Consider the following 24,935-nt stretch of genomic DNA (forward strand, 5'->3'; position numbering starts at 1 on the left):
GACCTAATTAATTATAACTTAAGGAATAATGCAGAACAAAGGACTGATTAAGGTTTTTGCAATTTTATTTGGACTGGTATGTATATATCAGTTGTCTTTTACTTTTATTACCAATAATGTAGAAAGTGAAGCTGAAGATTTTGCCAGGCAAAAAATTAGCGAAAATGTAGAAAATTATTCAGCATTGAGAGATGTTGAACAGCAAAACTATCTCGATTCGGTTGCGAATAACGAGATTATTGCAGGTATTACTTACAGTGACGCCAAAGACAAAGAGCTAAACAAAGGGCTTGACCTTAAAGGTGGAATTAACGTAATTCTTCAAATTTCGGTTAAAGATATTCTTGCCGGCTTAGCAAATAATACCGACGATCCTGCTTTTAACCAGGCGATAGCAGAAGCCGATGAAGCCTCTACAGATAGCCAGGACGATTATATAGACCTTTTCTTTGAGGCTTTTAATGATATTCCTGATGCTAAACTTGCCTCTCCAGATGTGTTTGCTAACAAAACACTAAGTGATGAGATTAACTTCGAAATGTCTAACGACGAAGTTGAAACGGTAATTAGAAGAAAGGTTGATGAGTCTATTACTTCTGCTTTTGAAGTATTAAGAAAACGTATCGATAAATTCGGGGTAACCCAACCAAATATTCAGCGTTTAGGAAATTCAGGAAGAATCCTTGTTGAATTACCTGGTGCGAAAGATATTAATCGTGTAAAAGGATTATTGCAGAGTACTGCGCAATTAGAATTTTGGCACGTTTATAAAAATAACGAATTAGGTAACTTTTTAGCTCAGGCTAATAATGTACTTAAGGATGTAGTAGGTGAAGAGAGTGAACAAACAGAAGCTCAAACTGATACTACTGCTGCTGAAAGCGATAGCGATATAGATGAATTACTTGCTGAAAGTGAAGATTCTGCTGATGAAGTAAGCACAGGAAATAATCCTTTATTCGAATTGATTGAAGGTCCTGGATTCCAGGGAGGTCCTGTTCTTGCATATTTCTCTGTACAGGATACTGCTAAAGTGAATAAGTACCTTAGTATGCCACAGGTAAGATCTTTACTTCCTGCAGAGCAACGTTACGCTAAATTCGCCTGGGGAATTCCAGAGGAAGAAGAAGGTGTAGTTGGTCTTTACGCTTTAAAAGGTAACCGTAATATGGAGCCACCACTTAGTGGTGATGTGATTACAGATGCGCAACAAACTTATGACCAAATGGGTCGTATTGCAGTATCTATGCAAATGGACGGAAGAGGAGCTAAGGTATGGGAAGAAATGACCGGTCAGGCTTCAACCCAACAGAGCAATATAGCTATCGTATTAGATAACACAGTATATTCAGCTCCCGGAGTTTCAACCGGACCTATTTCAGGTGGAAGAAGTGAAATTAGTGGAGATTTTAGTATTACCGAAGGTCAGGATTTGGCCAATGTTCTTAGAGCAGGTAAACTTCCTGCTTCCGCAGATATTATTCAGAGTGAAATTGTAGGACCAAGTTTAGGTCAGGAAGCTATAGAAAGCGGGATTTGGTCATTTGGGATCGCTCTTATTTTCGTATTGTTATGGATGATTTTTTACTATGGTAAAGCCGGTCTTTTTGCCGATGTTGCGCTAGCAGTAAACATCTTATTTATCTTCGGAATTCTTGCCGGTTTAGGTGCCGTGTTAACTTTACCTGGTATTGCCGGTATTGTATTAACCATTGGTATTTCGGTAGATGCGAACGTACTTATCTTTGAGAGGATTCGTGAGGAACTTGCCAAAGGAAAAGTGCAGAAAGATGCGATTAAAGATGGTTTTAATAATGCACTTTCTTCAATTTTAGATGCGAATATTACGACTGGTTTAACTGCCTTTATATTATTGATTTTAGGTACCGGACCAATTAAAGGTTTTGCTACTACCTTATTAATAGGTATTGCCACCTCTTTATTTACTGCGATTTTTATTACCAGATTGTTTATTGATGGTTATGGTAAAAACGGAAAATCTCTTGAGTTCGCTACAGGCGCAACCAAAAATCTTTTCAGAAATGTAAAAGTAGATTGGCTTGGAAAACGTAAGGTAGCTTATGTAATCTCCGGAATTTTAATTATTATTAGTATTGGTTCACTAGTAGTTCAGGGATTAAATGAAGGAGTTGATTTTGTTGGAGGTAGAACGTATACCGTGCGTTTTGACAAGGATGTGAATCCAACCGAGGTGGAACAGGATCTTATCGCTGAATTTGGAAGTGCCGAAGCCAAAACTTTCGGGCCAAACAATCAGTTAAAAATAACTACAAAATATAAAGTAGATGAAGAAAGTACAGAAGTAGATAACGAGATTCAAGAGTCTATGTTTGAAGCTTTACAATCTTATTTACCTGCAGGTCTTACCTACGATGAGTTTACCACCGGTGGTGCCGGACAGGAAATTGGTATTATGCAGTCTATGAAAGTAGGCCCAACCATTGCCGATGATATTAAGAATGATTCTTTCTGGGCAATCTTAGGGTCTCTTGTGGTTATATTCCTATACATCTTACTGCGATTTAGAAAATGGCAGTTTAGTATTGGTGCCGTTGCCGCAGTAGCTCATGATGTTATTATAGTGCTTGGTATTTTCTCACTTCTTTATAAAGTGATGCCATTTAGTATGGAAATTAACCAGGCTTTTATCGCTGCCATACTTACCGTAATTGGTTATTCATTAAACGATACCGTGGTTGTTTTTGATAGGATTAGGGAGTTTGTGAACGAGCATACCAGCTGGCCTTTAGGTAGAACTGTAAATAGCGCTTTAGATAGCACTATTAGCCGTACGGTTAATACCTCGCTTACCACTTTGATCGTGTTACTTGCCATCTTTATCTTTGGTGGAGAAAGCATACGAGGCTTTATGTTTGCTTTGATCATTGGTGTGATTGTAGGTACATATTCATCTCTATTTATCGCAACTCCTGTTATGTTTGACAGTGTAACCGATAAATCTAAGATTGAAAAAAAGAAGAAAATTGAAGAGGATTCTGAAGCTACAACAACTGCTTAAGATTTCTTCGGAAATAAATAAAGTAAAAAGCGCTCCTATTCGGGGCGCTTTTTTTGTGGGCTGGTTTTGTTGGAAATTAGGGTTTAGAATATTAGGTTGAATTTTGGAAACATCAGCTTAAACTGCTTGATTTTAGGTTGAACTTGTTTATTTGGTTGGATTTAATGAGTTTTATTCAATGCATCCAAGAACATAAAAATATCTATCTTTGATTCGTGGTAAATCGAATAGAAAATATAAATTCTAATTTAATTGAGTGGGCTATAACCAGAGCAGGTTTTAAGCTAGAAGATTTTTTTGCTAAAAATCCAAAGGTTGAAGAATGGATAAAAGGGAATAAGTATCCGACAATCAAGCAGCTAGAGGAATTCACACATAAAGTTCACGTGCCATTTGGTTATTTATTCCTAAACGAACCTCCGCAAGAAGAACTAAATATTCCATTTTTTAGAACTGGTAAGGGAGGCGTTAAAAAGGTTTCTTTGAATATTTATCACACTGTTCAAATGCTTCAGGAACGACAATCTTGGCTAACTGATTATTTAACTGAGAGTGGATATGGTGACTTAAGCTTTGTAGGATCTTTCGATGAAAATGATAACTACAAAGAAATTGTGAATGACATAAGAAAAACTTTAAATCTAAATGAAGGTTGGGCGAAGGAGTTTAGAACTTGGGAAGAAACATTGGATTACCTTACTCGGAAAATTGAAGATACAGGCGTAATTGTCACTTTTAATGGTGTTGTTGGTAACAATACAAGACGAAGAATCGATGTTGAGGAATGTAGAGGATTTGTTTTAGTTAATGATAAGGCACCTTTTTTATTTATTAATTCTGCAGATGCCAAAGCAGCTCAAATGTTTACCTTAATTCACGAATTAGCGCATATTTGGTTAGGTGAAAGTGCTGGTTTTAATAATGATAATATGTTGCCGGCCGATGATCCAATCGAAAAACTTTGTGATAAGGTCGCAGCTGAATTTTTAGTACCGGAAACACATTTTAGAAAATTATGGCAGACTACTCAAAACTTCAAAACATTGAGTAGGAATTTAAAAGTTAGTCCAATAGTTGTTTCTCGAAGAGCTTTAGATTTAAAGTTAATTACAAAAGGAGAATTCTTCGAGTTTTATAATGCTTACATCAAAAGTTTCCAACTTAAGAAGGAAAATCAGGTATCTGGAGGAAACTTTTATGCAACTGCTAGAAAAAGGGTTAGCCTAAGATTTGCGAACTATGTAAATACTGCTGTAAAAGAAAATAATCTTCTATACAGAGATGCATACCGTCTAACTAATTTAAGAGGAAACACTTATGAAAAGTTTGTGAACGAATATCTATATCAAATATGACAAGATATTTATTGGACACAAATTACTTTATTCAAGCTCATCGTTCATATTATCCATTGGATGTAGTTGAAAGTTTTTGGGTAAGGACAAAAGAATTAGCAAAAAATGGACATATAATAAGCATAGATAAAGTAAAGAAAGAGATCTATGACAAGGCATCTCATGAAGATGAATTGAAAATTTGGTGCGGGGATAACTTAGAAAACGAGTTTTTCAACTCAACTGATATAGCTCTTCCTCAATATATCCAAATAGTACAATGGGTTAATTCAATGAGACATCAATATCACGATAGTGCTATTGAGGAATTTTTGCAAGCAGATTTAGCTGATCCATGGTTAGTTGCTTATGCAATGAAGGAAAACCTAGTAATTGTAACGTATGAAAAAAGTGCTCCGGACTCTAAAAAACGAGTCAAAATTCCTGAAGTATGCAACCGCTTTGGAGTAAGATTTATAGACACTATCGGGATGATGAGAGAACTCAATTCTAAATTTTAGGAGGTCCCCGTTCCTACTCACGAATTCCTGAAGTGTATAAAGTCCTCTTCTGAGCTAATTTAGTCAACGAAATAGGTAGATTTAAACCCTAATCTACCCGCTGAAAATCTATCTTATCACCAACTTCAATATTCCAGTCATCGGCAAGGCCGGCATTTATTTCAAGTATAAATTGAGCCGGTGCTTCAGAGGGTAAAGAAGTTTCATCTTGCGGCTGAGCGTTCTTCTGAAAGCTCACTGCAGTACTGTCTGAAGCGAAATAAATGATATCTAAAGCGATGTAGGTATTCTTCATATAAAAAGCCCTGGGCGCTTCGTTATCGTAAATAAAAAGCATTCCCTGGTCGTCTTCCATACTCTCACGGTACATTAAACCCGTTTCCCTTTCGTAAGAATTATCGGCAATTTCAATATCGATTTGTTGAATGGTATCACCAGAAGAGGCTTTGATTAAAGTTGCTTCCCCTTCCTTAGTAAAAGTGATCTCTTCAGTTTCTATAGGATCTTCAGTAGCATTATCATCTTTGCAGGAAGATAAAAACGAAGCCGCTAAGACAGCCGATAAAATTATGGACTTGCGTATCATACGGTTCTCGGTTTGGTAGGACGATACATAAAGTACAATCCGGCAATTATAAACGGAATACTAAGCCATTGCCCGGTGTTTAATAACCAGGTGGTACGCTCTTCTACCTGGGCTTCTTTTACAAATTCTACAAAGAACCTTACTGTCCAAAGTAAAACTAGGAACAAGCCAAAAAGATAGCCTACTTTATGGCGTTTTTCGGTTTTCCAGTATAAATACCACAATAGGATAAAGATTAGTAAATAGCAGAAAGATTCATATAACTGCGCAGGGTGTCGAGGAAATGTTTCTCCTAAATTTTGGAAAATAACCCCGTAATCTGAGTTGGTAGGTTTTCCTATAATTTCAGAATTCATAAAGTTTCCTATTCTTACAAAAATTGCTCCACTGGCTACAGGAATTACAATTCGGTCTAAAACCCAAAGTACGGGTTTGTCTAAAACGCGTTTTCGGTAAAGGTACATGGCGATAATGATCCCAATAGCTGCACCGTGACTGGCTAAACCTCTAAAGCCGGTAAATTCAAATTCGGGTTCAAAACGAACCGGTAAGAATATTTCCAATAAATGATTTTGAAAGTAATCCCAATCATAAAAGATCACGTGGCCCAGCCTGGCGCCAATTAAGGTGGCCAAAACGGTATAAATAAAAAGCGAATCCAGTTTTTCTATAGATACTTTCTCTCTTACATAAATGCTTTTCATAATATACCAGCCTAGGCCAAAGGCTATCAAAAACATTAAACTGTAATAGTGAAGGGTAAAAAAACCTAAGTCTAAACCTTCTGAAGGGCTCCAGGTGATCGCGTTAAAAAGCATAAATTAAAATTGATTAGTAGGGTAAAGATACATATTTGCAAGTAGTTGCCCTATATTTTGGTTTCTGTTTTTTCGGGCACCGGGTCGTAGCCTTTTCCTCCCCATGGATTGCAACTAAAAATGCGTTTTAAGCTTAACCAGCCGCCTTTAAAAACTCCAAAGCGCTGTAAAGCGGTTAAACTGTATTGTGAACAGGTTGGCGTATACCTGCAAGTTGCAGGGGTTAAGGGAGAAATAAAATTTCGGTAAAATTTCACCAACAGGATAAACGGATATGCTAACCACTTTTTAAGCATCGCTATCCTTTTTTATTGTTATTTAATCGAGAACGTAGTGCCTTCTTTCCCGTCTTTAAGCTGAATACCCATTTCTTGTAATTGATCTCTTATCTGGTCGCTTAAAGCAAAATCTTTATTATTTCTTGCTTCAGCTCGCAGTTTTATAAGCAATTCTACTGTTGAAGAAAGCTTATCTGAAGTATCATTATTTTCAGAAACTTTGTTTAAAAGACCTAAAACGTCAAACATAAAAGCTGACATTGTTTTTTGCAATTCCTCTTTATCTTCTGAAGTAATTGTAGCAGCTTCTTCCTTGATGTTGTTGATCATTTTAACCGCATCAAAAAGTTTAGCGATTAATATCGGGCTGTTAAAATCATCGTTCATCGCATCGTAGCAAGACTGTTTCCAGCTCTTGATATCTACGCTGGATTTATCTGAAACCGGAAGCTCATCTATCGCGTGGTAAGCATCCATCAATCGGTAGAAACCTTTTTCGCTTGCTTTTAAAGCTTCATCTGAAAAATCCAGAATGCTACGGTAATTCGCCTGAAGCATAAAGAATCGGGTCACATTGGGTGAAAATGGTTTGTCTAAAACATCATTATTTCCGGAGAAAATTTCTTCAGGAAGAATATTATTGCCGGTACTTTTAGCCATTTTCTTACCGTTTAAAGTAAGCATATTGGCGTGTAGCCAATAATGAACAGGGTTTTTGCCTGTAGCAGCTTCTCCCTGGGCAATTTCGCATTCGTGGTGTGGAAATTTTAGATCCATTCCGCCGCCGTGAATATCAAATTCTTCACCCAAATATTTTGTACTCATCACGGTGCACTCTAAATGCCAGCCAGGAAAACCATCGCTCCAGGGCGAAGGCCAGCGCATAATATGCTGTGGCTCGGCTTTTTTCCAAAGTGCAAAATCCTGCGGATTCTTCTTATCACTCTGTGCGGCAAGTTCGCGGGTGTTAGCGATCATATTATCAATATCCCTTCCGCTTAGCTTGCCATAATGGTTGGTTTCGTTGAATTTCTTTACATCAAAATAAACCGATCCATTTACCTCGTAGGCAAATCCTTTTTCGATGATGGTTTTAATGATCTCAATTTGCTCAACAATATGGCCGGTAGCCGTAGGCTCTATACTTGGCGGCAGGTTATTGAATTTCTGCAGAATATTATGAAAATCTATGGTGTAGCGTTGCACTACTTCCATAGGTTCTATTTGTTCTAAACGTGCTTTTTTTGCAATTCTATCTTCACCGCTATCGGCATCATTTTCAAGGTGACCGGCATCGGTAATATTTCTAACATATCTTACTTTATATCCCAAATGCTTCAGGTAACGAAAAACAAGATCGAAAGAGATAAAAGTTCGGCAATTACCTAAATGAACATTACTGTAAACAGTAGGGCCGCAAACATACATTCCAACGTTTCCTTCGTTTATGGGTTTAAAGACTTCCTTTTCCCCCGTCATAGAATTGTACATTTTCAAGCTTTGTTCCTGGTATAGCGCCATAGATAGTTAGTTGTTGGTTATTAAGAAATAGAATTTTTTAAAAAATAGTGTCTAATTTTATATAGTCAAGGAATTCTCTTTTTACAGATTTTTCTTTGAAAGCTCCGCCAAATTCACTGGTTACGGTGCTACTGTCTATATCCCTAATTCCGCGGCTGTTCACGCAAAGGTGCTTGGCATCTACAACACAAGCAACATCTGGAGTACCCAAAGCTTTTTGTAATTCCTGAACAATTTGCATCGTCATTCGCTCCTGTACCTGTGGTCTTTTCGCGAAATAATCTACAATTCGGTTCATTTTAGAAAGGCCTATTACACGACCTTTAGAAATATAGGCCACGTGAGCTTTTCCAACTATAGGAAGTAAATGGTGTTCGCAGGTAGAATACACGGTGATATTCTTTTCTACCAACATTTCGCCATATTTATATTTGTTTTCAAAAGTTGATGCAATGGGTTTTCTCTCCGGATTTAAACCTGCAAAAATCTCATTTACAAACATTTTGGCCACCCGTTGTGGAGTTCCCTTCAGACTATCGTCTGTAAGATCAAGGCCTAAAGTTTCCATAATATGTTTTACATCTTTATTGATGAGCGCTACTTTTTCAATATCACTCAGTTCAAAAGCATCTTCACGAATAGGGGTTTGTGCACTGCTTCCTACATGTGCATCTCCCTGCTCATCAATTTCATTCAAAATTTTGTCTATTTTCATACCGTTTTTACAATAATAGTCGTAAACCGATTGTTTGGCTTGCAAAGATACATATTTAATAGGTTTTTATGTAATCATAAAAGACTGGGATTAAATAGATATTTGTTATTTTGTAAGTTCTTAAACCTATTATGAAACAAGGATCTCTACTTCTCTTTTGTATTTTTCTTCTTTGCGGAAGTGTGCAGGTGGTTTTTGGCCAGGGTAGTTCTTGCGAAAGTTTAGATCCTTTTTGTGCCGGTAATGAAGAGCTGGTGTTTCCTAATTCCAATATAAATAATAGTAATCAGGCTAACGGGCAGCCCGGCCCAGATTATGGGTGTTTACTTTCGCAGCCATATCCCGCCTGGTTTTATCTGCAAGTGGAACAAACGGGAGATTTAAGATTTAATATTTCACAGTTTCAAAATGAAGATGGTAGCGGTTCGCAATATGATGTAGACTATATTGTTTGGGGGCCATTTGAGCGAACAGATAATTATTGTGAAGATGAATCTCTAAGCGCGCAGAAGATTGTGGATTGTAGCTATGAGCCCGATACGGTGGAACAAATGAATATTCTTAATGCCGAAGCCGGAGAAGTTTACGTGGTGCTAATTACTAATTATGAAGAACTTCCCGGGTTTATAAGTTTACGGCAAACCAATGCTAATCAGCCTAATTCTGGTTCTACAGATTGTGGTATTTTAGACGAGGTGCTAGGGCCTGATAGGTTTCTTTGTGGTAAAACTGAAACAACTTTAGATGCCACTACAGATGGGGTGGCGTTTTATGAATGGTACCGATTTGATGAAAATATAAACGATTTTCAATTGATAGCAGGAGAGGAAGAATCAACATTAACGATAGATGATTCCGGACGCTATAAAGTGATCGTTTATGAAAATCAAACTTTACGTCCCGATGAAGATGAGATTGAAGTCAGCTTTTATAGTGAGCCAATAGCAAATACTCCAGAAGATCTCTATATATGCGACCCCAATCAAACGAGTATAGACCTAACTTTAACTTCAGCAGAAATTTTAGCCGGAAATACTTCCGAAGAAAATTATAGGGTGAACTTTTATGAATCTTTAGAGGATCTGGAAGATGAAAATTCTATTGAAAATCCATCGGCCTTCCCAATTGAAGAAACTAGTGAAATTTTTGCCCAGGTAGAAGGAGTGGAAAGCGGTTGCCTTTCTCAGGAAGTTTCATTTAATGTAGAGCTAGAGCTGCTTCCTGAAAATTATCTTCCCGCCGAAAGCGTGATTTGTGTAGACCTTAGTGGCGATATCACTCAACAAATTGAAATAGGCGAAGTTCCTGGGAATAATTATACTTACGAGTGGCTTGCTAATGGGACGGTGATTAGTACCAATGCTTTATTAGATTTCACGGAAATCCCAGAGGCTGAAACTATAGAGCTTATTGTCACCAATTCCCAGTCTGGCTGCAGCGTGAAATTTCAAACAGATCTTGCTGTTTATTCCAGGCCCGAAAGTGTTTTGGTTGAAATTGAAGGCAGCGATTTCACCGGTGGTTACGTAATTACTGCAGAAGCCGTGCCCGGTCTGGGGGATGAAACTACTTACGAGTATCGCTTAGATGAAGGTGTTTGGCAGGAAAATCCCGTTTTTAGAAATTTAAATCCCGGTTATCATACTATTAGTGCCCGCGATATAAATGGCTGCGGAATTACAACTTCAAATGAATTCTTCCTGGTGGGTTATCCGCGTTTCTTCACTCCAAATGGCGATGGATATAATGATACCTGGAATATTGACAATACCGCTGAAATTCAAATCTTAGAACTTTATATTTTTGATCGCTACGGAAAACTATTAAAGGAATTATCGCCCGGTGGCCAGGGCTGGGATGGTACTTATAACGGCCGGTCCTTACCCGCAGATGATTATTGGTTTAGAGTAGAGTTTGAAATGCTGGATGGCACTCGTGATCATTTTGGGGCTAATTTTACTTTAAAAAGATAAATGGCTGTTTGAAAGTTTATTTTAATCGTCATCCTGAACTTGGTTCAGGATCTAAGATGTTGGCAATTAAAACATGTTAGAAGCTGAACCAAGTTCAGCTTGACGGAAATAAGATTTTTCAAACAGCCACTTTAACCCACAATTTATTCAAAATCCAAATTAAGCAGCGGGAAGGTCGCCTTCCCCTTTTCTTGGCAACATAGATTTTCCCATTAAGTATTTGTCTACGTGGTATGCGGCTTCACGGCCTTCAGAAATTGCCCAAACAATTAAGGATTGTCCACGGCGCATATCTCCGGCAGTAAAGATATTTGGTATGTTGGTTTGGTAACCTTCATCTCCTTTAATATTTGTTCTGCTATCCAGTTCAAGGCCTAATTGCTCGCTTAATGTTTTTTCAGGTCCGGTAAATCCTAAAGCTAGAAGTACCAGCTCACAAGGCCACTCTTTTTCTGAGCCTTCAACTTCTTTAAGTTGTGGTCTTCCATTTTTACCTTTTACCCATTCTATATTTACGGTTTTTAAAGCTTTTAAATTACCCTCTTTATCCCGAATAAACTCTTTGGTATTAATACTCCAGTTACGCTCTACACCTTCTTCGTGAGAAGAAGTGGTTTTAAGGGTAAACGGCCAGTAAGGCCAGGGATTTTCCTTGTCTCTATGTTCACTTGGAACCGGCATGATTTCAAAATTGGTAACCGATTTTGCTCCGTGGCGATTAGAAGTTCCAACACAATCTGAGCCTGTGTCACCACCACCAATTACGATCACATTTTTACCTTTAGCCGAATATTTTTCGGTTTGCTCTTTTAAACCGTCTACAACTTCATTGTTGTTTTTTAGAAAATCCATAGCCTGCATAACACCACCGCCTTCTGCACCTTCAATTGGTAGATGTCGGCGTTTGGTAGCGCCACCGCAAAGTACTACAGCATCAAATTCTTTAAGTTTTTCGGCTTCATAATTTTCACCTACGTGAACGCCGGTTTTAAATTTAATTCCTTCTTCTTTCATGACATCAACCCTACGGTCAATTACATGTTTTTCCATTTTAAAATCGGGAATTCCGTATCGCAATAATCCGCCAACTTTATTGTCGCGCTCAAAGACGGTGACCTCGTGACCAGCACGGTTAAGTTGTTGTGCCGCTGCAAGGCCGGCAGGGCCCGAACCTACTACTGCCGCGGTTTTCCCGGTTCTGGATTTTGGAGGTTGTGGAGTGATCCATCCTTCTTTAAATCCGCGTTCTACAATGTATTTTTCAATAAGTTCAATCGCCACCGGCGGATCTGTAATTCCCAATACACAAGCAGATTCGCAAGGTGCCGGGCATAATCTTCCGGTAAATTCAGGGAAATTATTTGTTCCGTGTAGAATTTTAAGCGCTTTCTTCCAGTCGTTTTTATAAACCGCGTGGTTAAAATCCGGAATCAAGTTTCCAACCGGGCAACCGCTGTGACAAAACGGAATCCCGCAATCCATACATCGCGCTCCCTGGTCGCCAAGTTCTTCTGGCGACATTTCTTTCGTGAATTCTTTGTAATCTTTTACTCGTTTCTCAACAGCTTCTGTCTCTTCAACCTTGCGGTCGTATTCCATAAAACCTCTTATCTTACCCATAATTATGCTGTTTTGAGTTCTTTTTGTTCTTGTTTCATTTTCTCTTCTTCCATTTTCTGCAAGGCCTTTTTAAATTCTGTAGGCATTACTTTTATGAATTTGCCTGAACTCTCTTTCCAATTTTCAAGAATTTCACTGGCCACATCACTTTCGGTATATTGATAGTGATTTGCAATAAGTTCTTTGAGCTCTTCTTTATTTTCTTCGGAAGGGTCTTCTAAACCAATCATTTCCATATTGAAATTGTTATTATCCAGGCTGTTGTCGGGATTATATATATAAGCAATTCCTCCGCTCATTCCGGCAGCGAAATTTCTTCCTATAGTTCCTAAAATTACAGCAACTCCTCCAGTCATATATTCACAACCGTGGTCGCCAATTCCTTCAATAACTGCTTTTGCGCCGGAGTTTCTTACGCAGAAACGCTCACCACCAATTCCATTGATATATGCTTCTCCATCTGTAGCGCCATAAAGGGCCACATTTCCAATGATTACATTTTCATTAGATTTAAAAGATGCTTCTTTTGGTTTTCTAACGCTTAAAGTTGCTCCTGAAAGACCTTTCCCTAAATAATCGTTTGAATTCCCATTGATATTCATCGTTAGGCCTTTAGTAGCAAATGCTCCAAAACTTTGCCCGCCGGAACCTGTGAAATTTAAAGTAAGCGTACCATTAGGCAAACCTTTTGCTCCGTGAATCTTTGAAATCTCATTACTCAAAATAGCCCCGGTAGTACGGTTGATATTACTAATTGGGAAATCCAGACTCATTTTTTCTTTTCGGTAAATTGCCGGATGCGCTTGTTTTAAAATTTCAAAATCCAACACATTTTCCAGGTTGTGATCCTGGGTTTCGGTATTGTATAGCGGCATATCTTCATCAATTTTCGGCTTATACAGAATGTTGGAAAGATCTAATCCCTGCGCTTTATAATGTTCTATAGCCCGGTTCATATCTAACTTCTGGCTTTGACCCACCATTTCATTGATACTTCTAAAGCCAAGATCGGCCATTATTTGTCTTAATTCCTGGGCTATGAAATACATAAAGTTGATCACATCTTCAGGCGTACCTTTAAATTTCTTTCTAAGTTCAGGATCTTGCGTAGCAATTCCCACGGGACAAGTATTTAAATGGCAGGCGCGCATCATAATACACCCGGAGGCTACAAGCGGTGCGGTGGAGAAACCAAATTCTTCAGCTCCTAGCAACGCAGCGATAGCCACATCCCGACCGGTTTTTAACTGGCCGTCACATTCTACAACAATTCTGTTTCTAAGATTATTGATAAGCAGTGTTTGCTGAGCTTCGGCAATTCCTAGTTCCCAGGGCAAACCTGCGTGGCGCAGGGAAGTCAGGGGAGAAGCTCCCGTACCGCCATCATAACCTGAAATTAAAACCACATCGGCTTTTGCTTTTGCTACACCGGCGGCAATAGTTCCCACGCCAACTTTAGAAACCAGTTTAACATTGATCCTGGCTTCGCGATTTGCGTTTTTAAGGTCAAAGATCAGCTGTGCTAGATCTTCAATTGAATAAATATCGTGGTGTGGCGGTGGCGAAATTAATCCTACATAAGGAGTGGAATTTCTGGTTTTAGCAATATCAGGATTCACTTTTGGTCCCGGTAACTGCCCGCCTTCCCCGGGTTTTGCACCCTGGGCCATTTTAATTTGAATTTCTTTCGCGTTGCTTAAATAATTAATAGAAACTCCGAACCTTCCCGAAGCTACCTGCTTAATGGCAGAATTTCTCCAGTTTCCGTCAAGATCTTTATGAAAACGTTGTGGGTCTTCACCGCCTTCTCCAGAGTTACTTTTTCCCTGCATACGGTTCATGGCAACTGCAAGGTTCTCGTGCGCTTCTTTACTGATAGAACCAAAAGACATGGCTCCGGTTTTAAAGCGTTTTACGATCTCTGTCCAGGGCTCAACCTCCTCAACAGGAATAGGATTTAAGTCACGGAATTTGAACATTCCGCGAAGCGTCATTAAACGCTCGCTTTGGTCGTTTATTAATTTTGAATATTCTTCGTAAGCTTTAGTGCTGTTCTGTTTTACCGCTTGCTGCAGTTTTGCAACGCTGGCCGGATTGAACATATGTCTTTCTCCTGTTCTTCTCCAGCGATAGTCTCCACCAATTTCCAGATCAAGATCGGTGTCTGTTTTCTTAGGTGCAAAGGCGTTGTCAAAACGTTTTTGAATTTCTTTTTCTATTTCATACAATCCAATACCTTCAATTCGGGTTGGCGTATTGGTGAAATATTTATCTACAAATTTCTGGTTTAATCCAAGGATCTCAAAAATTTGCGCGCCACGATAGGAGTGAAGGGTAGAGATCCCAATTTTGTTCATAATCTTCACAATCCCTTTTCCAATGGCAACATTAAAATTCTCAACCGCTACTTCAGGATCATCAACCTCAATTTCTTTTTCTTCTACCAGGTTGTAGATAATTTCGTTAACCATATATGGGTTAATCGCGCTGGCACCATAACCGAATAATAATGCAAAATGATGCGGTTCTCTTGGTTCTGCTGATTCTATGACAATTCCGAAGGAAGATCTTCGGTTGTATTTTTTCACGCGATGATGCACAAAGGAGCAAGCCAAAAGCGAAGGAATTGGCGCTAATTTAGGATCGGAATTTCGGTCGGTAAGAATAATTACATTACAACCATCGTCTACAGCGTCATTAATTTCATAAATAATTTCATCTAAACGAGCCTCAAGTCCGTTAAGGCCTTTTTCGGCTTCATATAATATAGAGATAGAAGCAGTCTTGAAATCTGGATGCTCTATATATTTTATCTTATCTAAATCTTCGTTAGAAATAACGGGATTTTGGATTCTTAATTTCTTGGATTGCTCCGGAATAATATCAAATAAATTTCGATCTTCCCCAATAGAAAGGCTAATATCGGTAACGATCTCTTCTCTAATTCCGTCTAGAGGCGGATTGGTTACCTGGGCAAATAATTGCTTGAAATAGTTGAATAATAGCTGCGATTTATCTGAAAGTACCGCCAGTGGAATATCGGCACCCATAGAACCAATTGCTTCTTTACCTTGCGTGGCCATTGGGGTAATTATGGTTTTAATATCTTCTTGGGTATAACCGAATAATTTTTGGCGGGTATTTATATCAATATTTTCAACCGGCGTTTTATTGCCGGTGTAAGGAACTTCAGATAGGTTTAGCAGGTTTTCATCCAGCCACTTGCGATAAGGTCTTTCTGAAATTATTTTCTGTTTAACTTCCTTATCTTCAATAATTCGGCCTTCGTTCATGTCAACCAAAAACATTCTTCCCGGCTCTAACCTTCCGTGTCGCTCAACATTTTCGGGTTGAATTTCCAATACCCCGGTTTCCGAAGACATAATTACATAACCATCTTTTGTTAAGGTGTAGCGGGAAGGTCTAAGACCGTTTCGGTCTAAAAGTGCACCAATATAATTTCCATCGGTAAATGGAATTGAGGCAGGCCCGTCCCAGGGCTCCATGATACAGGAGTTATATTCGTAAAATGCCTTTTTCTCATCTTGCATGGAAGGATTTTTTTCCCATGCTTCAGGTACCATCATCATAATGGCTTCAGGTAAAGAGCGGCCGGTTTGTAAAAGTAATTCCAGGACCATATCCATAGATGCTGAATCTGATTTTCCTTCGGGAACAATAGGCACAATTTCTTTTAAATCCTGTCCAAATTTCTCACTTTCAAAAAGCTCTTCTCGGGCTTTCATTCGGCTAAGGTTTCCTCGAAGCGTATTTATTTCTCCATTATGACACATATAGCGGAAAGGTTGTGCTAAATCCCAGGTAGGGAAAGTATTTGTGGAGAAACGTTGGTGAACCAGTGCTAGTTTGGTAACTACATCTGGTTCGTTTAGATCGCGATAGTAAACGTTAATGTCCTGCGGCATCAACAAACCTTTGTATATAATGGTGTTGGTTGATAAACTTGGCAGGTAAAAATATTCTGATTCAGAAAGACCTGATTTTTCTATTCTATGTTCAGCGATCTTTCTGGCTGCAAATAGTTTTGCATTAAAACTTTCAGCAGAAACATCGTCTCCTTTTCCAATAAAGACCTGTTGCACATTGGGTTCAGAGAGTGAAGCAATACTTCCCAGGCACGCTCTATTTACCGGCACTTCACGCCAGCCAATAAGATTAAGCCCCTGGCCAATTATTTCTTCTTCAAGGATCTCACGGCAAATTTTTTGCTGATTTTTAGACTGCGGAAGAAAAACCATTCCAACCGCGTATTCTTTAAAATCTGGTAATTTAAATTCACAGGTTTTTTTAAAAAAATCGTGAGGAATTTCTATCAAAATACCGGCACCGTCACCAGTCTTTCCATCTGCGCTAACTGCGCCTCTATGTTCCAGCCGAATAAGAATATCTAAGGCCTTGTGAATAATATCGTTTGTTCTTTTGCCTTTTAGATTACATATAAATCCTGCTCCACAATTATCATGCTCAAATTCGGGTGAATAGAGCCCCTGTTTTTTTAATTTCATGTCCTTTTCGTCCTTAAGTTATCGTCTCAAAATTACCTAATTAGATAAATAATATGAAGCGTTTATCTCTTAAAGTAAGAAGAAATTCACTAAAATCAATTAAAATTATTATAAATGATAATTATATAATTTGACCCCTTTAATATTATAAATTCTATAAAATTCATGGTTCATTTTTGGGCATAAAAAAGCCCGGTTTAGAAAAAACCGGGCTTTAAAATAATGAGATGGGAAATACTAGTCTTTTAAAATCCCTCTGGAGATTACAATTTTTTGAATTTCTGAAGTTCCTTCGTAAATCTGAGTGATTTTAGCATCACGCATTAAACGTTCTACGTGATATTCTTTTACATAACCATTACCACCGTGAACCTGTACAGCTTCTGTAGTAACATCCATTGCGGTTTTTGAAGCATATACTTTCGCCATTGCTCCCGTAAGGTCATAATTCTGGCCCTGGTCTTTATCCCAGGCTGCTCTCATAACCAAATGCCTTGAAGCTTCAATAGAGGTATACATATCAGCAAGCTTAAATGCAATTGCCTGGTGATTACAAATTTCGGTACCAAAAGCTTTACGTTGTTTAGAATAGTCTAAAGCCAACTCGTAAGCCCCCGACGCAATACCTAATGCCTGGGCAGCGATTCCTATTCTTCCACCAGATAGGGTTTTCATAGCGAACTTAAAACCGAAGCCATCTTCACCAATTCTATTCTCTTTTGGAACTTTTACATCATTAAAATTTAAAGAATGTGTATCGCTTCCGCGAATTCCCATTTTTTGTTCTTTAGGACCAATTTCGAAACCTTCCACTCCTTTTTCTACGATAAAAGCGTTAATTCCTTTGTGCTTTTTCTCACGGTCGGTTTGGGCGATCACTAAGTAATAATCGGCAGAGCTACCGTTGGTGATCCAGTTCTTGGTTCCGTTAAGGATGTAATGATCTCCTTGATCTATAGCGGTAGTACGTTGTGAAGTAGCGTCACTTCCAGCTTCAGGTTCTGAAAGACAGAAAGCGCCGAGTTTTTCACCTGTAGTAAGCTTAGTTAGATATTTTTTCTTTTGTTCTTCGCTTCCATAAGTATCTAGCCCCCAGCATACCAGCGAGTTGTTCACCGATACCATCACAGATGCAGACGCGTCTATCTTAGAAAGCTCTTCCATCACTAATATGTAAGAAATGGTATCCATTCCGCCACCGCCGTATTCTGGAGAAGCCATCATTCCAAGAAAACCAAGATCTCCCATCTTTTTTACCAGTTCTTTTGGGAATTCCTGTTTTTCATCTCTTTCTATCACACCGGGCAGTAATTCTGTTTTTGCAAAATCACGCGCGGCATCGCGAATCATTATATGTTCCTCTGTAAGTTTGAAATCCATATTATTATTTTAATTTAGGAAAATCTAATTTTGGTCACCAAAGGTAAAGTTTTGGTATGTAATTTTCAATTTAGTTTAATAAATTTTACGAATATGAAAAAAGCAAACTACAAGGTTATTGGTGTCATGTCAGGAACTTCCTTAGATGGCATCGATCTGGTCTATGTTAATTTTGATTTTAAAAACTCCTGGAGTTATAAGATACTAAAGGCTGAAACCATTCCGTACCCTTTAAACTGGCAGGAGACTTTGGCTGAGGCAATTAATTATTCTGAGGAACGATTAGAGGAATTGAATAAAAAATACACCAATTTTTTGGCGGGGATTATTTCCCGTTTTATTGAAACTCACCAAATAAAAGATATAGATGCGGTTTGTAGTCACGGTCATACCATTAAACATGAGCCGGAAAATAACTACACTTTACAAATTGGTAATTTGCCTGAGCTGGCCTACCTCTCGGGCCAAACCGTAATTTGTGATTTCAGGGTGCAAGATGTAGAATTGGGCGGGCAGGGTGCGCCGTTGGTGCCTATTGGAGATCAATTGCTTTTTTCAGATTATAAATATTGCGTGAACTTAGGTGGCTTTGCAAATATTTCTACCGAAAAAGATAATAAACGCCTGGCTTATGATATCTGTGCCGTAAACACCGTAATAAATTATTATGCTCAAAAATTAGGAAAAGAATTCGATGAAGGCGGGAAATTAGCGGCTTCAGGCGAATTAAATAAAGATTTGCTCAAGGAATTAAATAAGCTCCCTTTTTATACTCAAAAACCACCTAAATCTTTGGGAATAGAGTGGGTGAAGTCTACAGTTTTTCCCATCCTGGAGAAATATGAAGATAATATTCCAGATATTCTACACACCTATACCCTGCACGTAGCCCAGCAAATCGCTAAAACTTTAGACGATGATCCTGAAACTAAAGTATTAATGACTGGCGGTGGAACATTTAATAATTTTCTATTGCGTCTTTTGAAAACGGAATCTAAATGTCATTTTACGATTCCTTCAGATGAAATTATTAATTATAAAGAAGCTTTAATTTTCGGCTTACTGGGAGTTTTAAAACTTAGAGATGAGGTAAATGTATTAAAATCTGTTACCGGCGCTAAAAAAGATCATTCTTCTGGAGTTATTTATGAGATCTAAACTTTTTGCTAAAAAATTAAAAATATAGCGCTTAGTTTATATATTTGCGAAAAATTAGAGTATAAATGAAGGAATTATTAAAGTTATACGAAAATAAAGAGCCGGAAATAGTATTTAACTGGAAAGATTCTGAGACAGAAGCTGAAGGTTGGACGGTAATAAATTCTCTGCGCGGTGGTGCTGCCGGTGGAGGTACAAGAATGCGTGTAGGATTAGATCAAAATGAAGTGCTTTCACTAGCCAAAACCATGGAAGTGAAATTTACCGTTTCTGGACCTCCAATTGGAGGGGCTAAATCGGGTATTAACTTCGATCCTAACGATCCTCGAAAAAAAGGTGTTTTAGAGCGTTGGTATAAAGCGGTTTCTCCATTGTTGAAGAGTTACTACGGTACCGGTGGCGATCTAAATGTAGATGAAATAAATGAAGTAATTCCTATTACCGAAGATTGTGGTGTATGGCACCCGCAGGAAGGTGTTTTTAACGGGCACTTTAAACCCAGTGAAGCCGATAAAATTAATAGAATTGGCCAGTTGCGCCAGGGAGTGATCAAAGTTTTGGAAAACACTCGTTATTCTCCAGATGTAACCCGTAAATATACCGTGGCCGATATGATTACCGGTTATGGCGTAGCCGAATCGGTTAAACATTACTACGATATTTATGGCGGAGATGTAACCCAAAAAAGAGCAATTGTTCAGGGCTTTGGAAATGTAGGTTCTGCCGCAGCTTATTACCTCGCTCAAATGGGCGTTAAGATTGTGGGAATAATAGACCGTGTTGGTGGTTTAATTAATGAAGACGGATTTACTTTTGAAGAAATTAAGGAACTTTTCCTTAACAAAGAAGGGAATACAATTAAGCACGATAACCTGATTCCTTTTGAAGAAATCAACGAGAAGATTTGGGAAATTGATGCAGAGATCTTTGCGCCTTGTGCTGCTTCCCGTTTAATCACGCAAGACCAGATTAATAGTCTTATTGAAAGAAAATTAGAGGTGATTACCAGTGGTGCTAATGTACCTTTTGCTGATAAAGAAATTTTCTTCGGCTCAATTATGGAATCTACCGACGAGAAAGTTAGCTTAATCCCTGATTTTATAGCGAACTGCGGAATGGCTAGAGTTTTCGCTTATTTTATGGAAAGAAGAGTACAAATGACCGATGAGTCTATTTTTAATGATACTTCTATGACCATTAAAAATGCCATCCAGAATACGTACGATAATAATAGTAATAAAACCAATATTAGCAAAACAGCTTTTGAAGTAGCATTGAAGCAATTGGTATAAGTTTTTGATTAATCTTTTAATTTTAGTTGATTGAGATTATTCCTGAAGATCCCGCTTTCGAGCGGGATTTTTTATGAATAGAATTTAATGAAATTCATCTTCAGGAAATAAATAATTCCCAATTAAGAGAAAGCGGTTTGCACTGCTGATTATTTTACTAAATTTGATTTACAATTAAATCTGGTTTATCACGTTACATTAAAAACCCTAATAGAAACCTATGCTATACTTTTTTCAGCAGGACGGCGTTGCCGAAGCCGCCCAGGAGGCAGAACCGGTAGTGGAAGAAAAAACCCTGTCTTTATTCGATTTAATGCTTAGTGGAGGCCTTGGAGGCCAAATCATTATCCTTATTCTTTTTATCCTGTTGTTTGCGGCAGTTTATATTTACTTCGAGAGGCTTTTTGCGATAAAGTCGGCCAGCCAGGTAGATAAGAATTTTATGCTTCAAATAAAGGATAACGTTTTAAACGGAAATATAGAATCGGCTAAAATGCGCTGTGCACAAAGTGATTCTCCCGTAGCCAGGTTAACCGAAAAAGGAATTTCCCGAATTGGAAGTCCGTTAGAAGATATTAATACTGCCATAGAAAATGCAGGCCGCTTAGAAGTTTACAAACTGGAGAAGAATGTAAGTATCTTGGCTACTATTGCCGGGGCTGCACCAATGATTGGTTTCCTGGGAACAGTAATAGGTATGGTAATTGCTTTTCATGAGCTGGCAACCAGTAGTGGCCAGGCACAAATGGGAGCACTTGCAGAAGGTATTTATACCGCGATGACTACAACCGTTGCCGGACTTATTGTAGGTATTATCGCTTATATTGGGTATAATCACTTAGTGGTGAAAACCGATAAAGTAGTGCACCAAATGGAAGCTACCGCGGTAGATTTCCTTGACCTCTTAAACGAGCCCGCTTAATATGAATTTAAGAGGAAGAAATAAAGTAAGCCCCGAGTTCAGTATGAGCTCAATGACAGATATTGTATTCCTGTTATTGATCTTTTTTATGCTGACCTCGCCGGTAATTACTCCAGAAGCTTTAGACCTAATACTTCCCAAAGCGAAAGGGAAAACTACTAGTGTTCAAAATGTATCGGTGAGTATTACAAAAGACCTTCAATTCTATGTAGACGATCAACGTATTACACAGTCTTCATTAGAAAGTACCTTAAAAACAAAACTGGCAGGTAAAGAAAAGCCAACCATTATTTTAAGGGCAGAAGAAGGTGTGCCTATAGAAAAAGCCGTAAATGTTATGGATATCGCGAACCGAAATAGTTATAAGATCGTTTTAGCGGTTAAACCCGAATAAATCTAATTATGTTAGAAACCAGGCACGAAAAAAAATCTTTTACCATCACGGTTATCTTACACGTGCTGTTAATTGCATTATTATTTCTGTTAGGCTTTAAATATTTAGATCCGCCACCAGAGAGTGGAATAGCCATAAATTTTGGGACTTCAGAAGTTGGCTCCGGAAATGAGCAACCTACCGAGCCTGTAAAATCGGCTCCTAAACAAACAACCGTTCCGGAAACCCAAACGCAACCCGAACCGGTTATCGAAGAAGAGGTAGTAACTCAGCAAGTAGAAGAAGCTCCTGTTATTGAAGAAAAGAAGGAACCGAAACCGGTAGAAGAGAAGAAACCGGAAGAACCTAAAGAACAACCACCGGCTAAAAAACCAGAACCCAAACCAGACCAATCTACTACTGATGCTATGAGTAGTATTTTAAACGGTCCGGAAAGATCGGGTACAGAAAGTGGGGGAGAAGGAAACGATAATCAGGCCGGAGATAAAGGTAACCCAGATGGAGATCCTAATGCGAGTTCTTATTACGGAAGTGGCTCTGGACTTGATGGAGATGGGAATTACCGTTTGGGCGGAAGAAGGGCATTAAATAAAGAAAAATTTGTTCAGGATTGTAATGAATCTGGAATCGTGGTGGTTCGTATAGAAGTTAATCAAAATGGGCAGGTAATCAATGCCACGCCCGGTGTAAAAGGAACCACAAACAGCGCTGCCTGTTTAACAGATCCTGCAAGAAGAGCTGCGATGGCTACTCGTTTTAATAGCGATAGTAATGCACCTTCACGCCAGGTTGGAACTATTATTTATAACTTTAAACTCTCTGAATAAGTGGATGCATATAAAAAAACTGTTGATTGGATGTTTCAACAGTTGCCTATGTACCAAAGAGTAGGTGCGCAGGCATTCAAAAAAGATCTTTCGCGTACCGTTAAACTTGCAGAACATCTAAATAATCCGCATAAAAACTTTAAATCTGTTCATATTGCCGGTACCAACGGCAAAGGTTCTACCAGCCATATGTTGGCTTCGGTGTTCCAGGAAGCCGGTTATAAAGTGGGTTTATATACGTCACCACATTTAAAAGATTTCCGGGAACGAATTAAGGTAAACGGGAAATTTATTCCGAAGAAACCTGTAGTAAGTTTTATTAATGCGAACAAAGATTTTCTAACCGAAAATCAACTTTCTTTTTTTGAAATGACCGTAGGAATGGCCTTCGATTATTTTTCAAGGGTGAAAGTCGATATTGCTATTATAGAAGTAGGCCTGGGCGGTCGTCTTGATTCTACAAATATAATTACTCCTGAAGTCTCAGTGATTACCAATATAGGATTAGATCATACCGCGTTTTTAGGAGATTCAATTCCTGAAATAGCCGGGGAAAAAGCAGGAATTATAAAAGATAATGTTCCCGTAATAATTGGCGAAACGCAAAAAGAAACTACTAGGATATTTAAAGAGGAAGCTAAAAAACATAATTCAGCTATATATTTTGCCCAGGATTTAAAAGTCCCAACTTACCATACCGATCTTAAAGGAGATTACCAGAATAAGAATATGAAGACTGCAATTGCCACGGTGAAGGTTTTAAGGGAAAAGGGCTGGGAGATACCTGAAGAATGCCTTAAAAACGGACTTAATAGTGTGAAATTACATACCTCCCTGCAAGGCCGGTGGGATATATTACAGGAAAAACCCAGGGTGATTTGCGATACTGCCCACAATACTGAAGGCTTAACTTTAGTTTTTGAACAACTTAAAAATGAGAAATTTCAGCATTTACATATAGTTTTGGGAGTGGTGAACGATAAAGATTTAGAAAATATCTTACCATTATTTCCAAAAACAGCTATTTATTACTTTTCTAAACCGGAAGTTCCTCGTGGACTGGAAGCTAAAATTTTACAGGAAAAAGCATCGAATTTTGAGTTGGAAGGAAGGGTATTTAATTCTGTTTCAGAAGCCTATGATGTTGCCGTGGATGCGGCCTTAGACGAAGACTTGGTCTTTGTTGGCGGAAGCACATTTACCGTGGCAGAAATAATTTAATTTTTTTGAAATTTTTCTTGGTGTAGATTAAAAACTAGTCTATATTTGCATCCGCATTCAAGAATAGGGCGCGTAGCTCAGTTGGTTCAGAGCACTTGGTTTACACCCAAGGGGTCAGGGGTTCGAATCCCTTCGCGCCCACCACTATTCAAAAAGGCTTCTATAAAAGGAAGCCTTTTTTTAGCAAAACCTTCAATAGAGAAGGATTTTTATTGACATTTTAAGACCGTAGCTCAGTTAGTTCAGAGCATCCCGTTTTTTATCGGGAGAGTCAGGGAGAAGAATCCCAAAAAGTATTGCGCTTTCTTTTATTAGGAAGTAAATTTATTGAAAATATTGGGGCGCGTAGCTCAGTTGGTTCAGAGCACTTGGTTTACACCCAAGGGGTCAGGGGTTCGAATCCCTTCGCGCCCACTTTCATTCCTAAATCCCAAAGTTTACCTACTTTAGGGATTTTTTTATGCCAAAATTGTACGTTTATATGGATCAAGCCCAATTGTTGTGTTTAAGCAAAAATTGTGGTTAATCTATATAAGAAGAATTCAACATTTTTCACTCCTCTAAACTGAGCCCTAAACGCTTTTATTTTTGCATTAAAGGATTCTGCTGAAGCGTTGGTACTTCTGTTGATAAAGTAATTGAGAATAGATCTGTAATTAAGGGTAATGGTGTTGGCTATGGTATTAAAAGCCTTAAACCCCGTCTCCTCCACATCCTTGTACCAGTGAGCTAGTTTTGTATAAGCCCCTTCTTTTGATTTAGCATTGTTAAATATATTTCTAAGTCTTTGTGTAAGCTTAAATGCCAAC

General features: G+C 38.4%; 19 protein-coding genes and 2 tRNA genes. 12 read left to right on the forward strand and 9 right to left on the reverse strand.

Annotated elements, in window-relative coordinates:
• The first annotated feature begins 28 nt into the window (after nt 1-28).
• The 3 genes from secDF to B5440_RS08925 all read left to right on the forward strand — a co-directional run bounded on the left by secDF (nt 29) and on the right by B5440_RS08925 (nt 4,895).
• On the forward strand, nt 29-3,040 hold the full coding sequence (secDF, locus tag B5440_RS08915; RefSeq protein WP_070053274.1) for a protein translocase subunit SecDF: 3,012 nt from the start codon (nt 29-31) through the stop codon (nt 3,038-3,040).
• A gap of 215 nt (nt 3,041-3,255) precedes the next feature.
• Nucleotides 3,256-4,395: an ImmA/IrrE family metallo-endopeptidase gene (locus B5440_RS08920; RefSeq protein ID WP_070053275.1), complete on the forward strand. Its 1,140-nt coding sequence runs from the start codon at nt 3,256-3,258 to the stop codon at nt 4,393-4,395.
• Nucleotides 4,392-4,895 (forward strand): DUF4411 family protein, encoded by a 504-nt coding sequence (locus B5440_RS08925; protein ID WP_079711111.1) that lies wholly within the window; start codon nt 4,392-4,394, stop codon nt 4,893-4,895. The genes B5440_RS08920 and B5440_RS08925 overlap by 4 nt, the downstream gene beginning before the upstream one ends.
• Nucleotides 4,896-4,983: 88 nt before the next feature.
• Here the strand turns inward: B5440_RS08925 and B5440_RS08930 are convergent, their stop codons facing one another.
• From B5440_RS08930 to folE, 5 genes are read right to left on the reverse strand one after another with little or no spacing between them, the layout of a single operon-like run.
• A complete protein-coding gene (locus B5440_RS08930) occupies nt 4,984-5,481 on the reverse strand; it encodes a DUF192 domain-containing protein (protein WP_070053278.1) in 498 nt (165 codons plus the stop codon).
• Nucleotides 5,478-6,299: a prolipoprotein diacylglyceryl transferase gene (gene lgt, locus B5440_RS08935; protein WP_070053279.1), complete on the reverse strand. Its 822-nt coding sequence runs from the start codon at nt 6,297-6,299 to the stop codon at nt 5,478-5,480. Before lgt ends, B5440_RS08930 begins: the two co-directional genes overlap by 4 nt.
• A gap of 50 nt (nt 6,300-6,349) precedes the next feature.
• Nucleotides 6,350-6,595, reverse strand: coding sequence for a membrane protein insertion efficiency factor YidD (gene yidD / locus B5440_RS08940; RefSeq protein ID WP_070053280.1), 246 nt, complete (start codon nt 6,593-6,595; stop codon nt 6,350-6,352).
• Nucleotides 6,596-6,613: 18 nt separating this feature from the next.
• Entirely contained in the window at nt 6,614-8,098 is a 1,485-nt protein-coding gene (gene cysS / locus B5440_RS08945) for a cysteine--tRNA ligase (protein ID WP_070053281.1), read from the reverse strand.
• Nucleotides 8,099-8,135: 37 nt separating this feature from the next.
• Nucleotides 8,136-8,813, reverse strand: coding sequence for a GTP cyclohydrolase I FolE (folE, locus tag B5440_RS08950; RefSeq protein WP_070053282.1), 678 nt, complete (start codon nt 8,811-8,813; stop codon nt 8,136-8,138).
• 131 nt (nt 8,814-8,944) lie between these two features.
• Between folE and B5440_RS08955 the strand changes: the two genes are divergently transcribed.
• Nucleotides 8,945-10,786, forward strand: coding sequence for a T9SS type B sorting domain-containing protein (locus B5440_RS08955; RefSeq protein ID WP_070053284.1), 1,842 nt, complete (start codon nt 8,945-8,947; stop codon nt 10,784-10,786).
• A gap of 159 nt (nt 10,787-10,945) precedes the next feature.
• Here B5440_RS08955 and B5440_RS08960 read toward each other — a convergent pair whose 3' ends face one another.
• The 3 genes from B5440_RS08960 to B5440_RS08970 all read right to left on the reverse strand — a co-directional run bounded on the left by B5440_RS08960 (nt 10,946) and on the right by B5440_RS08970 (nt 18,312).
• A complete protein-coding gene (locus B5440_RS08960; protein ID WP_070053286.1) occupies nt 10,946-12,406 on the reverse strand; it encodes a glutamate synthase subunit beta in 1,461 nt (486 codons plus the stop codon).
• A 2-nt stretch (nt 12,407-12,408) separates the two neighbouring features.
• Nucleotides 12,409-16,932 (reverse strand): glutamate synthase large subunit, encoded by a 4,524-nt coding sequence (gltB, locus tag B5440_RS08965; RefSeq protein ID WP_070053288.1) that lies wholly within the window; start codon nt 16,930-16,932, stop codon nt 12,409-12,411.
• 237 nt (nt 16,933-17,169) lie between these two features.
• Nucleotides 17,170-18,312, reverse strand: coding sequence for an acyl-CoA dehydrogenase (locus tag B5440_RS08970; protein ID WP_070053289.1), 1,143 nt, complete (start codon nt 18,310-18,312; stop codon nt 17,170-17,172).
• 93 nt (nt 18,313-18,405) lie between these two features.
• Between B5440_RS08970 and B5440_RS08975 the strand changes: the two genes are divergently transcribed.
• The 8 genes from B5440_RS08975 (at nt 18,406) to B5440_RS09010 (ending at nt 24,540) form a co-directional block, all read left to right on the forward strand.
• A complete protein-coding gene (locus tag B5440_RS08975) occupies nt 18,406-19,470 on the forward strand; it encodes an anhydro-N-acetylmuramic acid kinase (protein WP_070053291.1) in 1,065 nt (354 codons plus the stop codon).
• A gap of 65 nt (nt 19,471-19,535) precedes the next feature.
• The gene (locus B5440_RS08980) at nt 19,536-20,762 is read left to right on the forward strand and encodes a Glu/Leu/Phe/Val dehydrogenase dimerization domain-containing protein (protein ID WP_070053292.1); all 1,227 of its coding nucleotides are present in this window, start codon (nt 19,536-19,538) and stop codon (nt 20,760-20,762) included.
• Between the two features lie 220 nt (nt 20,763-20,982).
• Complete coding sequence (locus tag B5440_RS08985; RefSeq protein ID WP_057482149.1) at nt 20,983-21,684, forward strand: MotA/TolQ/ExbB proton channel family protein; 702 nt, start codon at nt 20,983-20,985, stop codon at nt 21,682-21,684.
• A 1-nt stretch (nt 21,685) separates the two neighbouring features.
• On the forward strand, nt 21,686-22,078 hold the full coding sequence (locus B5440_RS08990; protein ID WP_070053293.1) for an ExbD/TolR family protein: 393 nt from the start codon (nt 21,686-21,688) through the stop codon (nt 22,076-22,078).
• 8 nt (nt 22,079-22,086) lie between these two features.
• Complete coding sequence (locus B5440_RS08995) at nt 22,087-22,905, forward strand: energy transducer TonB (protein ID WP_070053295.1); 819 nt, start codon at nt 22,087-22,089, stop codon at nt 22,903-22,905.
• Nucleotides 22,906-22,935: 30 nt separating this feature from the next.
• Complete coding sequence (locus B5440_RS09000) at nt 22,936-24,126, forward strand: bifunctional folylpolyglutamate synthase/dihydrofolate synthase (RefSeq protein WP_070053305.1); 1,191 nt, start codon at nt 22,936-22,938, stop codon at nt 24,124-24,126.
• Nucleotides 24,127-24,192: 66 nt separating this feature from the next.
• Nucleotides 24,193-24,270, forward strand: a tRNA-Val gene (locus tag B5440_RS09005).
• Between the two features lie 195 nt (nt 24,271-24,465).
• Nucleotides 24,466-24,540, forward strand: a tRNA-Val gene (locus tag B5440_RS09010).
• Nucleotides 24,541-24,631: 91 nt separating this feature from the next.
• Here B5440_RS09010 and B5440_RS09015 read toward each other — a convergent pair.
• Nucleotides 24,632-24,935: transposase (locus B5440_RS09015; RefSeq protein ID WP_234996363.1), on the reverse strand; the 304-nt coding region annotated here is incomplete at its 5' end.

Origin of the sequence: Salegentibacter salarius (assembly GCF_900168265.1) — a bacterium.
Taxonomy (GTDB): Bacteria; Bacteroidota; Bacteroidia; order Flavobacteriales; family Flavobacteriaceae; genus Salegentibacter; species Salegentibacter salarius.